Consider the following 14552-nt stretch of genomic DNA (forward strand, 5'->3'; position numbering starts at 1 on the left):
GGTGCCTGTGAACGGACCCGTGCGCGCCCGCGCACGCTGGTGCCATGAGCACGACCGTGAGCGACTTCGTCATCGACCGCATCAAGGCGTGGGGGGTCTCCCGCGTGTTCGGGTACCCCGGCGACGGGATCGGCGCCTTCGACGGCGCGCTCGGCAAGGCTGCGTCGACGGGCGACGGCCTGGAGTACGTCCGCCCCACGCACGAGGAGATCGCGGCGCTGATGGCGACCGCGCACGCGAAGTTCACCGGCGAGGTCGGGGTCTGCGTCGCGACGTCGAGTCCCGGTGCCTTCCACCTGCTGAACGGGCTGTACGACGCGCAGATGGACAACCAGCCGGTGGTGGCGATCGTCGGCCAGCAGGGGCTCGCGGCGATGGGATCGTTCACGCAGCAGGAGTCGAACCTGGAGCGCGTGTTCGCCGACGTCGCCTGCTACGTGCAGACGGTGGCCACGCCCGAGGCCGTCGGCGTGGTGCTCGACACCGCGTTCCGCACGGCATCGCTCCGCAAGCAGCCGGCCGTCGTCGTGCTGCCCCACGACGTGCAGGCGATGGCGTACGACGCGCCGCCGCTGGAGCACTGGGCCTCGCGGTCGAGCGACGTCCCCGCGTCCACCCGGATCACGCCGCCCGCCGACGAGGTCCGGAAGATGGCGGAGATCATCAACGCCGGGTCGAAGGTGACGTTCCTGGTCGGTGCGGGTGCGCGCGGTGCGACGGCCCAGGTGCTCGCCGCCGCCGAGAAGGCGGGTGCGGGGATCATCACGGCACTCCGCGGCAAGGACGTGATCCCGTCCGACGTGCCGTACCACTCGCAGCAGCTCGGGCTGCTCGGGTCGCTGCCGTCGCTGCACCAGATCCGCGACTGCGACACCCTCGTGCTGCTCGGCACGAACTACCCGTACGGCGAGTACATGCCGAAGACGGGGCAGGCCCGGGGCATCCAGGTCGACATCAAGCCGGAGCAGCTCGGCCTGCGGTACCCGACCGAGCTGAACCTGTGGGGCGATGTCGGCTCGACGCTCGACGCGGTGCTCCCGCTGCTCGAGCAGAAGACCGACAGGTCCTTCCAGCAGACCGTCGCCGACGAGATGCGCGAGTGGGAGTCGGAGATGCGTGCGCAGTCCGAGGTCGCCTACGACGACGGCGTGAACCCGCGCCGGGTGATCCAGGCCGTGAACGACCGGCTGCCCGACGGCGTCACGGTCACCGCCGACGCCGGCACGACGGCCGACTGGTACGGCCACCACATCCGGCTGCGCGAGGGCATGCGCGGCGACATGTCCGGCCGCCTCGCGACGATGCTCGCAGCCATGCCGTACGCGGTGACGGCGAAGTTCGCGTTCCCGGACCGCCCGGCGGTGTGCACGATCGGCGACGGGGCCTTCCAGATGCTCGGCATGAACGAGCTGATCACCGTGAAGAAGTACCTAGCGGCCTGGCCGAACCAGCAGCTCGTCATCGTGGTCATGCACAACGACGACCTCGGCCAGGTGTCGTGGGAGATGCGCACCGAGGACGGCAACCCGATGTGGCGCGGCTCGCAGGACGTCGAGTCGATCGACTACGCCGGGTACGCGACGCTGCTCGGGTTCCAGGGCATCGCGGTGCACGAGGACTCCGAGGTCGAGGCGGCGGTCGAGCGGGCCTTCGCGCACCAGGGGGTCACCCTGATCGACGCGTACGTCAGCCGGAGCGTCCCGCCGCTGCCCCCGCACATCACGAAGGAGTACGCGATCAACACGGCGAAGAGCCTGCTGAAGGGTGACCCGGTCGAGTTCGACGTCGTGAAGGACTCCGCCAAAGCGATGGCGACCGAGGTCACCGAGCGGGTGAAGGGGGCGCTCGGCCGCGACTGAACCAGGTCGGGCGGGCCCAGGGGGACGGCCGTGTGAACGTCATGTGACGACTTGCGACGGGGTCTGGCGGGTCGCCTGTGCGTCTTCGTAGGTTCGACGGCGATGAACACTTCCCACACCACCGGAACCGCCGGTGCGACGACCCGACGACGCCTCGGCGCCGGCGCGGCCCTCGCCACCGCCGGGGTCCTGGTCGCACTGTCCGTCCCGTCCGCAGCCGTCGCCGCCGAGGGCGACACGACGATCGACATCATCGACGTCAACGACTTCCACGGTCGCATCGAGTCCGAGGGCACCGCCGCCGACAAGGCCGCCGGCGCCGCGAAGCTCGCCGGCGTCGTGCAGTCGTACCGCGAGGCCAACCCGAACACGATCTTCGCCAGCGTCGGCGACAACGTGGGCGCCTCGACCTTCACCTCGCTCATCCAGCAGGACTCCCCCACGATCGACGCCCTGAACGCCATGGACCTCGACGTCAGCGCGATCGGCAACCACGAGCTCGACAAGGGCCAGGACGACCTGACCGGCCGCATCGAGGACCGCGCCGACTGGCCGTACGTCTCGGCGAACATCGTCAAGGCCGGCACCACCGATCCCGCGTTCACGCCGTACTCCATCGTGGAGAAGGGCGGCGTCAAGGTCGGCTTCATCGGTGCCACCACCGAGGACCTCATCCCCGGGCTCGTCAGCCCCGGCGGGGTCGAGGGCCTCGCGATGGCCCCGATCGTCAGCCAGGTCAACCGGTACGCCGAGCAGCTCACCGACGGCAAGGACGACAACGGCGAGGCCGACGTGCTCGTCCTGCTCGTGCACGAGGGCGCCACCACGAGTGCGCTCACCGACGCCACCGGCACCGGTGCCTTCGGCGGGATCACCTCGGGCGTCTCGTCGAAGGTCTCGGCAATCGTGTCGGCGCACACCCACGCGACGTACAACCACTCCATCGCCGGCCCCGACGGCACGAAGCGTCCGGTGATCCAGGCCGGGTCCTACGGGGTGAACCTCGGACACCTGCAGCTCACCGTGGACGCCGACAAGCAGCTCACCGGCATCACGTCCTCGGTCACCTCCGTCAACGAGGACAAGCGTGTCCCCGCCGACACCACCTCGGTCAACGCCGTGAGCGACATCGTGACCGCCGCGAAGGCCGTCGCCGACGTCAAGGGTGGCGAGAAGCTCGGCGAGATCACGGGTGACCTGCGTCGCGCCGTGCAGTCCGACCGCAAGGCCGAGAACCGCGGCGGCGAGTCCGTCCTGGGCAACTACATCGCCGAGGTCCAGCGCAGCGCCACCGAGCGGAACGGCTCGCAGGTCGCCTTCATGAACCCGGGCGGTCTCCGCACCGACATGGTCTACGCGTCCAGCGGCGCCGGCGACCCGGACGGCACCGTCACCTACAAGGAGGCCGCGCTCGTCCAGCCGTTCGCCAACACCCTGGTGACGAAGGACATGACCGGCCAGCAGATCAAGAACGCCCTCGAGCAGCAGTGGCAGCCGGACGGCCTCGAGCGTCCGTTCCTGAAGCTCGGCGTCTCGGACGGTTTCGCGTACACCTACGACCCGTCGAAGGGCCGCGGCGAGCGCATCACCGCGATGACCCTCGACGGCAAGCCGATCGCGCTGACCGACACCCTCAAGGTGACCGTCAACTCGTTCCTGTCGACCGGTGGCGACAACTTCGCCGCCTTCGCGACCGGCACGAACGTCGCCGACTCCGGCCAGGTCGACCTGCAGGCCCAGGTGGACTACTTCCTCGCCCACCCGAAGGTCACGCCCCCGAAGGACCAGCGCGCCGTCGGCGTGGCGGTCACGCCGACCCCGGCCGGTGGGTTCCAGCCCGGCGACGAGATCGAGCTCGATCTGTCGTCGCTCGTGTTCAGCAGCGAGGACCCGGCGGAGGCCGGCTCCGTCTCGGTCACCGCGGACGGCAAGGAGCTCGCATCGGCCGCGATCGACCCGACGATCACCGACAAGAACGACGAGCAGGGTCGCGCGACCCTGACCGTCACGGTGCCCGAGATCGAGGCCCCAGCGGCACGCGCTGCCGCCCGCACCGCCGGCTCCGTCTCGCTCGCCGCGGTGGCCGAGCCGGTCGCCACGACGGACGCTCCGCTCGTCGTCACCCTGCCGGGTGGCCAGACCGTCACCCTCGCCGTGACGATCCCGGTCGCCGCAGCGGTGGACCCGACGGACCCCACGGACCCGACCGACCCGACGGACCCGGTCGACCCGACGCCGACGCCGACCCCGAACCCGGGCGGCGGGGTCGTCCCCGGGCCGGGCACGGGTGACGGTGACGACGCCGGCATCGGTGGCGTCGGCGGGACCGACGACGACCCGCGCGCCGGTGGCGACCTCGCCTACACGGGTGCGGACCTGACCGCTCCGGCGATCGCAGCCGGCCTGCTCCTGCTCGCCGGGATCACGGCACTCGTGGTCCTCCGCCGCAACCGCGCACGACGTGCCGCGACGGTCCTGACGGACTGACCTCGCGCCTGCGGGCACACACGCGGACGGGCCGTCTCACCCTGGTGAGGCGGCCCGTCCGCATCGGTCAGGAGGCCCGGTGCACGTCCGGCGCACGCGTCGCGCGACCCGGTGGTCACGGTTGCTGTCCCATCCCGGTCGATCACTGCGGATCCGCGGATCCGCGGGGTACTCTCGGGGTTGTCGCACCGCGACGCGTCGTGCCGGGTCGCTTTCAGCAAGTCGACGGTGGTTCCGTTCGGCGAGACTCCGCGACGCGGGCGTCCTCCGCCTCCAGGGAAACGGCGGAGGGCGCCCACTCCTCGAGTCAGCGACGCATCTCAGCGGAACAGCTGCTCGCCGATGTACGACCCCTTGCGCGGTGCCGGCGGCACGGCGAACACCGCGGAGCCGATGTGCGAGACGTACTCGTTCAGCCGGTCCGAGGCGCCGAGCTTCCGCTGCAGCCGCGTGAAGTGGTCCGGGTCGTTCACGTAGGCGATGAACAGCAGCCCGGCGTCGAGCTGGCCGTACTCGTTGAGCCCGTCGGTGTAGTTGTACGGCCGGCGCAGGATCTTCACGCCGCCGTTCGCCTCGTGCGCGGCGAGGGCGATGTGCGACGTCGCGTCGATCTTCGTCGCACCGTCGTCGTCCTTCGCGTGGAAGTCCGGGGTGGTGTGCTCCTGTCCGCCGGAGAGCGGCGCGCCCTGGATCTTCGTCCGTCCGAACACCCGCTGCTGGTCGCTGACGACGTCGGCGTCCCAGGTCTCGATGTTCATCCGGATCTTCCGCACCACCTGGTAGCTGCCGCCGGCCATCCACCCGGCGTCGCGGTCGAGCCAGACGAACCGGTCGTGGTCGGCATCGGTCGTGATGTTCCGGGTGCCGTCCTTGAACCCCATCAGGTTGCGGGGCGTGCTCTGGTGCGGCCCCGCCGATGCCCGGCCGAAGCCGAGCACGGTCCAGCGGACGGTCGCCGTGCCGCGGGCCATCCGTGCCAGGTCGCGCACCGCGTGGTACGCCACCTGGGGGTCGTCGGCGCAGGCCTGCAGGGACAGGTCCCCGCCGGTCAGGCCCGCCTGCAGGTTGTCGCTCGGCAGCGTCGGGATGTCGGCGAGCGCGGCCGGACGGCGGTCGGCCAGCCCGAAGCGCTCGTCGAAGACGCCCGGTCCCAGGCCCACCGTGACGGTCAGGGACGCCGGCCCGAGGTCGAGCGCCTCGCCGGTGTCGGCGCCGACCCCGTTGCCGTGCGCCGGTTCGACGCTGCCGACGGTCTTGCCGGCCTGCAGCTGGGCGATCGCGGCCGACCAGCGGGCGAGGAGCACCTGCAGCTCGGTCGTGACGGTCGTCGACAGGTCGAACGTCATGTAGACGCAGTACCGCTGCGGGGTGGTGCGGATCCCGCCCTGCGGCTGCCGTGCCGCGGTGGCGTAGAACGGCTGGCTCTGCGACAGGTCGATCGACTCGTCGCCGTTCGTCGCCGCCGTGAACGGGTTCACGCCGGTCGCCGCGGTGGCGCCGCCGATGCCCGTTGCCGCGCCGACCCCGGCACCGGCCACGGCCAGGCCGGCGCCGAACAGACCACGGCGGGAGACGTTCGCCCGCGGTGCGTCGTCCGCCCGGGGTGCCTCGTCCGGCTCGGTCACGCGGTCGCGACCTTCTCGGCCAGGCGGGACAGCGGGTCCTGGAGCGCCTGGATCTGCTGCGAGATCGTGTTCGCGTCGGACTTCTTGGTGGCGGCGTCCCACGTGGCGAAGCCGCCCAGGTCGTCGGCGTCGCGGTAGCCGTCCATCAGCGTGTTCGTGGCATCGAACTGCTTGGCGATCTGCTTCGTCAGGGTCGGGTCGAGCTTGGTCAGCCCCGGCTTGAGGTACGCGAAGGCCTGACGGGCACCCTCGACGTTGGCGGCGAGGTCGACGAGGTCGATGTGGCTGTACGCCTCTTCCTCGCCGGTGATCTTGTTGGACTGCACCTCTTCGAGCAGGCCGGCGGCACCGTTCGCCAGGTCCTCCGGCTTGTAGTCCAGGGTCGGCACGAGCTTCGCGAGCAACTGCACGTCCTCGGTCAGGTCCGCGGCGGTCTGCTTGGTCGACGCGGTGATCTTCCCGGCCTGGAACAGGTCCTTCTCGACGGCGTGGAACCCGCTCCAGCCGACGGCGGGGTCGAGGTTCGAGGCACGCATGTCGATCAGGTAGTCGAGGTTGCCGGCGTTGTCGGTGGCCGTGAACCCCTTCTTGACGAAGCCGTCGACGTCGCTCTCGACGTGCTCGTAGAACGGACGGGCGTTCGCGTAGTCGGTCTTCGCCGCGTCGAGGTCGCCGGCGTCGATGTGCTCCTGCATCTGCTCGACCGCGGCGACCATGTCGGTGACCTGGCCGTCGACGTAGGTCGCGTAGCCCTTCGTCCCCTCGCGGAGCAGGGTCGAGGCACTGCTGTTCGCGGTCGACGCGGCCTTGCCGGTGACGGTGAAGTCCGTCAGCTCGGTCTCGGCGCCGGGGCAGTACACCTGGTACTTCCCGCCGGTCAGCGTGGCGGTGAAGCGGACGGCGTCGAGGCCGGGCGCCAGGTTCTCCTTCTCGCCGAGGATCCGCTGGTCCTGCAGCAGCTCGACCTCGGTGATCGCGGTCGACGACTCGTTCTTCACCGTGAAGGTGACGGGGCCCGCGGGGACCTTCGTCGAGGACACCGCGCAGGCGTCCTGCCCGTCGTTGGTGAGCGTGATGGTGACGCGGGAGACCTTCGCGTCGCCGGAGCCGGAGCCGTCGGCTCCGGTGGACCCGCCGGCGCACCCGGTGAGTGCGAGGGCGGTGACGGCGCCGAGGGCGCCGAGGGTGATCAGGGGTCGGACGGGCTTACCGAAGGACATGGTCGGTGCTCCTTGCAGGGTCCGCGGCCGGAGGGCCACGAGCGGGGACGGGTTCGGGGGTGGGGATGGTGGGGAGTCGCCGGCGACGGCGGTCACGGAGGGCCAGCAGCGCCTGCGCGGTGGCCGCGATGCCCAGGGCGATCGGCAGCCAGGCCTTCCAGAGCAGCAGGTCAGCTGATCGCGAGTCCGCTGCGGCCACCGAGGCGGCCGACTGCTCGACGCGGGCGTCGGGGACGGACCAGACGGTGCGGTCCAGGGTCGTGGTGCGTGCGGACGGGAGGCCCCCACCGCTCAGCGTCAGCACCTCGCGTTCGTCGCGGGTCGCGTCCAGGACCCCACCACGGACGGTCCACAGGGTCACCGTGTCGCGCACGGCCCAGCGCGCCGAGAAGGGGCCGGGGTTCGTCGACGGGGAGACCCCGACGGGCAGGCGGCCGAACAGGGTGACGAGGTCGTCGAGCGTCAGCGTCGACGGACGGTCGGCACCGCTTCTCTGCTCACTGACACCGTTCTGCACGACGCGCCACCGGTCGGCGGTCACGCCCGCGCGGGTGACGCGGCGGTGGGCCGACGTCGGCAGGCTGAGTCGGGCCTCCTGACCGGTTCCGGTGCCGGCCACGCGGAGGACGCCGGACGCACCGTCGACGCTGGCGGAGACGGAGCTGGCGTCGCCGCTGACCGCGGTGGTGCGGGGCAGGTCGACCCCGCCCGTCGGTACGGCGATCGCGAGTGCCGCTGCCGCCACGGCGAGTGCGCCGGCGACGACGGCGCGCACCCGGGGCACGCGGTCCGGCGAGGGACGCCAGGCGCGCGGCCAGAGCGTCAGGGCCAGTACCGGGACGACGTAGAGGAACCAGCCGAGCACCTCGATGACCCGCGGGTCCGGCGGGATGCCGAGCACGCCGGTGACCAGGGCGCCCTGCACCGAACCGTTCGGGGCGAGCCACGACAGGTCGACGGTGCGCTGCTGGCCGATGACGATCCAGCCGGCCTCGTGCGCGCGCCGGAGGACGGTCAGCACCAGGCCGCCCGCGACGAAGACCAGGAAGACCCCGGTGCCGGTGAAGAACCGCGACAGGTCGAGGCGGACGCCACCGGTGTAGATGCCGAAGCCGACCACGACCGCGGCGGCGATGCCGATCACGGCGCCGAGGGCGGCGAGGCCCGTGTCCGACGACGCCTGGAACGTGGCGAGGAGGAACACCGAGGTCTCGAAGCCCTCCTTCAGGACGGCGAGGAACGCCATGCCGGCGAGGGCCCAGGCGGTGCCGCGGCCGAGCGCTGCGGTCGCACTGGCCTCGAGGTCGGCGGTCAGGGTGCGCGCGTGCGTGCGCATCCAGACGATCATGCCCGTGACGAAGACGACGGCGACGATGCCGATGACCGCCTCCATGCCCTCCTGCTGGGCCTGCGGCAGCGCCTGCTCGACGGCCTGCAACCCGAAGCCGACGGCGATGCTGAGCAGCACCGCGAGCCCGACGCCCGACCACATCGGGGCGAGCGGGACGCGGTTGCGACGCAGGAACGCGGCGATGATGCCGACGATGAGCGTGGCTTCGAGGCCTTCACGGAGACCGATGACGAGGGTGGCGAGCATGACGAAGGTGAGGCTAACCTAACCGCCGAACGGCCCGCCAGTCGTGCGACGTGATGTTTGATGGTTCTCATGAACCTGCTGTCCGTCGACGGCCTGGCGTCGGTCACGAACGTGCTCGACCTCGCCGGGGTCTTCGCGTCCGCCCTGCTCGGCGGCTCCATCGCCCGCGCGATGGACTTCGACCTGTTCGGGTTCCTGGTCGTCGGGTTCGTCTCCGGACTCGGCGGCGGGATGCTCCGCGACACCCTGCTGCAGAACGGACCACCCGTCGCGCTCGTCGACCCGCTGTACGTGCCGGTCGCCGTCGCCGGGGCGCTCATCGCGTTCCTCGTGTCGTTCTCCGAGCTCACCTGGGACCGGCTGTTCACCGTGCTCGACGCCGCCGTGATCGGGTTCTGGGCCGTGGTCGGCGTGCAGCGGACCTACGACGCCGGGCTCGACTGGCCCGCCGCGATCATCATGGGGACCATCACCGCGGTCGGCGGCGGGGCCATGCGCGACCTGCTGCTGCGGCGGGTGCCGGCGGTGTTCGGCGGCAACGCGCTGTACGCCACCGTGGCCGTCGCGGCCTCGGCCGTGATGGTGATCGCCTCGGCGCTCGGGTCGCCGTCGCTCGGCATCCTGCTCGCGATCACCCTGTCACTCGGGCTCCGCTGGGGAGCGGTCCGCCGGGGCTGGGGGCTGCCGAACGGCCGTGACTGGCAGCCGAAGTCGACCCTCGGTTCGCTGCTGCGGCGGGGTCGGAGCCTGCGACCGGACGCGCTCCGGTTGCTCCGGCGCCCGGGCCGTCGGACCGGTGCCGGCAGTGTCCGAGAAGAGCACGAGGACTGAGGGGCTGTCCTCCGCGGCTCCGCGACGGTACGATCAGTACCGCCGGGTATCGTCCTGGCAGTTCTGCCGGGGATGATCCCGGTGAACGCTGTCCGCACAGCACCGACGCGACCCGAACGCGCCGGTTCCGAGCAGACGTGGGGATGGGGGCTTCGCTGATGCCGCGCGGGATCAGACGCGCGGCGCGGCAGGTCTCCACCACGATGCTCTCCCCGACGACCACCACCACAGGTCGGAGCAGCAACCGATGAGCGACGACGCCTCCCCCACCCAGCGCATCCCGCGCGCCGAGGTCCGGGAACGCCTGCTCGCCGCCGGTGCCGCGGTCTTCGCCGAACAGGGTGTGTACGGCGCGCGGCTCGACGACGTCGCCGCCCGCGCGGGGTTCAGCAAGGGTGCGGTCTACTCGAACTTCTCGTCCAAGGAGGACCTGCTCGCGCAGGTCATGCAACGGTCCACGAACCTGGTCCTCGGCTCACTGCAGGAGCTCGTGCACGCCGACATCGCCGCCGTCGACGTCGGGGACGTGCTGCGCGCCGCGTTCGGGCAGCACGACCAGAGCGAGCAGTTCGCGCTGCTCTCGGCGTTCCGCGGGTACGCCGTCCGCCACCCGGAGTTCCTGCCCGAGTTCATCCGGCAGCGCCGGGTCCTGCAGGACGGGGTGCTCGAGCTGGTGCGGCTGTGGCTCGGTGCGCACCCCGAGGTCGACGTCGGCATGACCCCGGAGGAGTTCGCGACCGTGCTCATCGGGGCGAACGTCGGCCTGGTGTTCGACGCGCCGGCGCTGCCCGGGGTCGATCCGGGCGAGCTCATCGCGACGCTGGTCGAGGCGGTCATCCGCCGGCGCTGACGCGCGCGTGCGGCGGGCGGGCCCTCGCACCGTGCGAGGTGGCCACGGCGCCCCGCTCGAACGGTGCGGAGTTCCGTAGTCCGTGCGAGGCCGCGCCGGTCGCACGGAGTACGGAACCTCGCACCACTCGGCGCACCCCTCGCACGGTGCGAGGCTCGCACGGTGCGAGGCTCGCACGGTGCGCACGCGCCCGGGTCAGGCCGTGCGACGATCCCGACGGCGGGGCTTCGGCCCGTCGTGGGACCAGGCTGACGACGGCAGCAGGCTCGGCGGCAACAGGCGCGACCGCACGACGCGCACCGTGGGGACCGAGGCGTCGAGAGCCTCCCGAGCGTCGCGGACGTGCCGCTCCAGCGCCGGAGTGTCCACCGATGCGGCCCCGTCGGCGGCGAAGCGTTCGCGATCGACCGCGTCGACCGCGGCCTCCAGGTGCGGCACGACCGACTCCGGCAACCCGGGCCGCAGACGTCCGAGCACGGCTCGGGCGGTCCGGGCCACGGCGGCGGCGTCACCCGGCGGCGCGATGCCCGGGGCGTACCCGTGGTCGGCGACGTCGTCGAGCAACTCGCGCCACGCCTGCACGGCGGGTGACCGACCGGCAGCGATCGCCGACAGCCTCGACCGGCGGCGAACAGCACGCACGAGGCCCGGGGCGACGAGGACCGCGAGCACGAGCAGCAGGCCCACGAGCAGCCCGACCGGTCCACCGCCGCCGCCGGTGCCGGAAGCACCCGCGGCACCCGGCGCCGGGGACGCCGACGGGGTCGGTGACGCTGACTCGTCCGCCGGGGTGGTCTGCTCGGGTGCCGGCAGCGGGGTCTCCGGTGCCGCCGCGGTCGGCGAGGCCGAGGGCTCCTCGGACGGCGCGGCCTCGTCGGAGTCGGGCGTCGGCTCGAAGGCGACCCACCCGGCGCCCTGGATGTAGAGCTCCGGCCAGGAGTGCAGCTGCCGGTTCGACACCGCGTACTCACCGTCGGGCTGCGGCGACCCGGCCCGGTACCCGACCGCGATGCGCGAGGGGATGCCGAGCGTGCGGGCCATCACGGCCATCGCGGACGAGAAGTGCACGCAGTACCCGTCGCGGACCTTCAGGAACGTCGAGACGACGTCCATGCTGTCGCCGTCGTAGCCCTGCTCGACGGGGGCCGTCTCGGAGTACGTGAACAGGTCGCTGCGGAACCACTGCTCGAGTGCCCGCGCCCGCCCGTAGTCGTCGGTCGCGGCGGCGGCGACGCGGGTCGCGGTGGTCGAGATGTTCGCCGGCAGGTCGTCGGGCAGGGCGAGGTCGGTGCGCAGCTGCTGGCGGCTGGGCTCCCGGAAGCCACGGCCGTCGGAGCGGGCGAGCACCCCCGAGGCGGCGACCGCGTCGAGGTAGTCGTTGGCGAAGGTCGAGGCCCCGTAGACCTCGTACATCGCACCGCGGGCCGTCGCGGCACCCGTCGACCGGACGGTGCTCGAGTTCCCCATCCACCGCCACTGCGACAGGTCGAGGTTGGTGGACTGCGACTCGATCGACACCGCTCCCGACGGCACGGGCAGGTAGGTGCTGGACAGCCCGGTGATCCGGACCGTCACGTCGCCGCGGCTCGCCAGGCGCGGGTTGACGCCCTCGGCCCACTGCTGCTCGTCGGCGGTGTCGGCCTCGGCCGCGTTCGTCACGGTCGGCACCCAGTCCCCCGTGCCGAACTCGTCCAGGTCGGCGAGCTTGAGGTACTCGGGCTGCCCGTCCGACGAGCGGTACCGGAACACCTCGAGCTCGCTCGGACGGCGCAGGTCGTTGCCGAGTTCGAGCAGGGTGCCGGGCCGTCCGGGCTGGATCGGCGACTGGATCGCACCGGTCACGCCGGACAACCAGCTGGCGTTGAGCGGCACGATCGTCGGCAGCCCGATGGCCACGACGAGTCCGATCGCCCCGACGACCGCGGCCGGCAGCGCGCGCTGCACCGGGCGGACGGACAGCCAGAGCAGGGCGAGGAACGCCACCGCCGTGGCGATGACGAGCGGGGTGCCGGCGGGCTGCCCGGTGATGACACCCGGCACGATCAGGATGACGAGGGCGGGGGCAGCGGCGAGCGACGGGATCCGCGCGATGGCGGCGAGGAACAGCGAGACGGCCGCCACCCAGCCGATCGACGCGGTGACCACGAGCCGGATCGCGTCGGTCTGCGGCAGTGGTGCGGGGTTCAGGCGGATCGCGGCGAGCGTCTCCCCGAGGGCCCCGTCGGCGTCGAGCCACCCGAGCGGTTGGATGTCGTTGACCAGGGCGGCGGCGCACGAGCAGGCGATGACCGTGCCGACCAGGACGACGAAGCGGATGCCGGGCGTCTGCCGGCGCACCGCGAGCATCACGGCGACGAGCACGGCGACCACGACGACGCCCGATGCCCACCAGGCGATGCCCTGCACGAGCGGTCGGATGGCGAGCGCAGCGAGGAGCACGGGCACCGGCGCGAGGGCCACGACCCAGGCGCTCGGGACGTCACGCAGGTCGTCGTCGCGGTCGAGGATCTCGCGCACGTCGGCACGACCACGCGCCGGTGCGCTCACCCCGGTCACCGGGCGGCTCCGGACGGCGTCGCGCCGACGACCGGCACCACGAGGGTCCGCCAGCCGCCGCGGTCGAGGATGCCCCGCACGGCCGGGTCCGGCGGCACGATCGTCGCCAGGATGCCGCGGCTCGAACCGCTGGTCGCGCTGACGAGCTCGGCGGCTTCCTCCGCGGTGCAGGTACCCGTCACGACGGCGGTCATGCCGTGCACGTCGCGGCCGCGGACCTCGGGCAGGACGTCGGTCACCTGTCGCGCGTCGGAACGGAGCCGGACGTCGGCGAGCCCGACGAGCACGTCGGTCAGCCCGCCGACGTCGCCCGCGTGCCGGGTCGCGCCTTCGGGGCCGTCGAACACGAGCACGACACGGGAGGTCCGGGCGGCGAGCGCACGGGCGACACTGGCGGCCACCACGACGGCGTGCTCGAAGGCCTGGTCGCCGCCCAGGTCGGAGAGCTCGGCGAGGTCCTCCCGACCGAGCCGCTGGTAGGACTCGCGCCGGACGTCGAGGGCGATCACGGCCTCGGGCGGCTGGGCCTGGGTGGTCTGGCGGACGTGGAGTTCCCCGCGCCGGGCGCTCTGGGCCCAGTGCACCCGGCGGATCGGGTCCCCCGGTCGGTACGGGCGGAGTTCGCTGTCGTCGGCGGAACCACCCTGTCCGACCCGGCCCTCGTCGGCCGAGACCGCACCGGCGAGCGCGCCGGCATCGATCGCCCCGAGGGGTGCCGAGGCCGGGACGACGACGACCTCTTCGACAGGGACGACCGGACGGTCGATGCGGAGCAGACCGAACGGGTCCTCCACCCGGATCGTCACCGGACCGACCAGGGTTCGACCACGGTGCATCGCGAGCGCCTCGACGTCGAGCACGGCCGGCGGCCGGTTCGGCCCGACCTCGGCGTAGGTCTCCGCCTCGGCAAGGCTGGCGAAGGCGTCCTCGAGCTGTTCGCGCACGAGCAGCGTCGCCCGCGGGCCGATCCGCAGACTGGTGCTGCCCAGGGTGATGCGTTCCCGGTAGACCTCCCCCACCTGGACGATCGCCCGAGCGGTGCTGCGGCTCCCGCGGAGCGGGGTGGCGACGACGAACGCCATCACGATGCCCAGCACGACCAACACGAGCAGCAGCAGGCCGGCCGTGACGGCGACGCTCGTGGTGCCGACCAGGCCGCCGCCGACCAGGCCGATGCCGACGGCGATGACCGTCCAGCCCCGGATCGTCGGACGCGGGAACGGTGTCCGGCGTGCCAACGACAACCCGCGGCGGCCGAACCGAGCCGCCGTGGACCGCGCGGCACCGACGCGTCGCAGCAGCGACGGCGGTGCCGATGGACCGGCCATCAGGAGCGGACGGGGGTGGCCGTGAACGGGATGGCGGTGTCGGAGACGATGCGGACGACGATCTCGCGCACGGTGTCCTCGCCGGTGCCGCCGAGCCCACGGGCGACCGGCACGAGCCGGTGCGCGAGCACGATCGGGGCGAGCGTCGCGACGTCGTCGGGGGTGACGAACGGGCGGCCGAGCAGGGCCGCGTGCGCAC

9 protein-coding genes and 1 pseudogene are annotated in these 14552 nt (G+C 72.4%); 4 read left to right on the forward strand and 6 right to left on the reverse strand.

Translation table 11 applies throughout. From position 1 onward, the window contains the following. Nucleotides 1–44 precede the first annotated feature (44 nt). Together H7A73_RS04115 and H7A73_RS04120 are read left to right on the forward strand one after the other, a co-directional pair. Nucleotides 45–1859 carry a thiamine pyrophosphate-requiring protein gene (locus tag H7A73_RS04115; RefSeq protein WP_111109936.1) on the forward strand — a complete coding sequence of 605 codons (1815 nt, stop codon included), beginning with the start codon at nucleotides 45–47 and terminating at the stop codon, nucleotides 1857–1859. A 102-nt stretch (nucleotides 1860–1961) separates the two neighbouring features. Beyond that, entirely contained in the window at nucleotides 1962–4346 is a 2385-nt protein-coding gene (locus H7A73_RS04120) for a bifunctional metallophosphatase/5'-nucleotidase (RefSeq protein ID WP_182064791.1), read from the forward strand. Nucleotides 4347–4666: 320 nt separating this feature from the next. On the opposite strand, the gene efeB is transcribed toward H7A73_RS04120, so the two are convergent. From efeB to efeU, 3 genes are read right to left on the reverse strand one after another with little or no spacing between them, the layout of a single operon-like run. Next, complete coding sequence (gene efeB, locus H7A73_RS04125) at nucleotides 4667–5971, reverse strand: iron uptake transporter deferrochelatase/peroxidase subunit (protein ID WP_182064792.1); 1305 nt, start codon at nucleotides 5969–5971, stop codon at nucleotides 4667–4669. Continuing rightward, a complete protein-coding gene (efeO, locus tag H7A73_RS04130; RefSeq protein WP_182064793.1) occupies nucleotides 5968–7191 on the reverse strand; it encodes an iron uptake system protein EfeO in 1224 nt (407 codons plus the stop codon). Before efeO ends, efeB begins: the two co-directional genes overlap by 4 nt. Further along, nucleotides 7178–8788: an iron uptake transporter permease EfeU gene (gene efeU / locus H7A73_RS04135; RefSeq protein ID WP_182064794.1), complete on the reverse strand. Its 1611-nt coding sequence runs from the start codon at nucleotides 8786–8788 to the stop codon at nucleotides 7178–7180. The genes efeO and efeU overlap by 14 nt, the downstream gene beginning before the upstream one ends. 69 nt (nucleotides 8789–8857) lie before the next feature. Between efeU and H7A73_RS04140 the strand changes: the two genes are divergently transcribed. Further along, nucleotides 8858–9619, forward strand: a complete 762-nt coding sequence (locus H7A73_RS04140; RefSeq protein WP_071406483.1) for a trimeric intracellular cation channel family protein — start codon at nucleotides 8858–8860, stop codon at nucleotides 9617–9619. 247 nt (nucleotides 9620–9866) lie between these two features. After that, the gene (locus H7A73_RS04145; protein ID WP_182064795.1) at nucleotides 9867–10469 is read left to right on the forward strand and encodes a TetR/AcrR family transcriptional regulator; all 603 of its coding nucleotides are present in this window, start codon (nucleotides 9867–9869) and stop codon (nucleotides 10467–10469) included. 195 nt (nucleotides 10470–10664) lie between these two features. Here the strand turns inward: H7A73_RS04145 and H7A73_RS04150 are convergent, their stop codons facing one another. The 3 genes and pseudogenes from H7A73_RS04150 to H7A73_RS04160 all read right to left on the reverse strand — a co-directional run. Further along, nucleotides 10665–13016: a transglutaminaseTgpA domain-containing protein gene (locus H7A73_RS04150; protein WP_182064796.1), complete on the reverse strand. Its 2352-nt coding sequence runs from the start codon at nucleotides 13014–13016 to the stop codon at nucleotides 10665–10667. 5 nt (nucleotides 13017–13021) lie between these two features. Then, nucleotides 13022–14263, reverse strand: coding sequence for a DUF58 domain-containing protein (locus H7A73_RS04155; protein ID WP_182064797.1), 1242 nt, complete (start codon nucleotides 14261–14263; stop codon nucleotides 13022–13024). Nucleotides 14264–14352: 89 nt separating this feature from the next. Beyond that, a pseudogene (locus H7A73_RS04160) lies at nucleotides 14353–14552 on the reverse strand (ATPase); the annotation flags it as partial.

Origin of the sequence: Curtobacterium sp. ME12 (genome assembly GCF_903970855.1) — a bacterium.
Lineage (GTDB): Bacteria > Actinomycetota > Actinomycetes > Actinomycetales > Microbacteriaceae > Curtobacterium > Curtobacterium poinsettiae_A.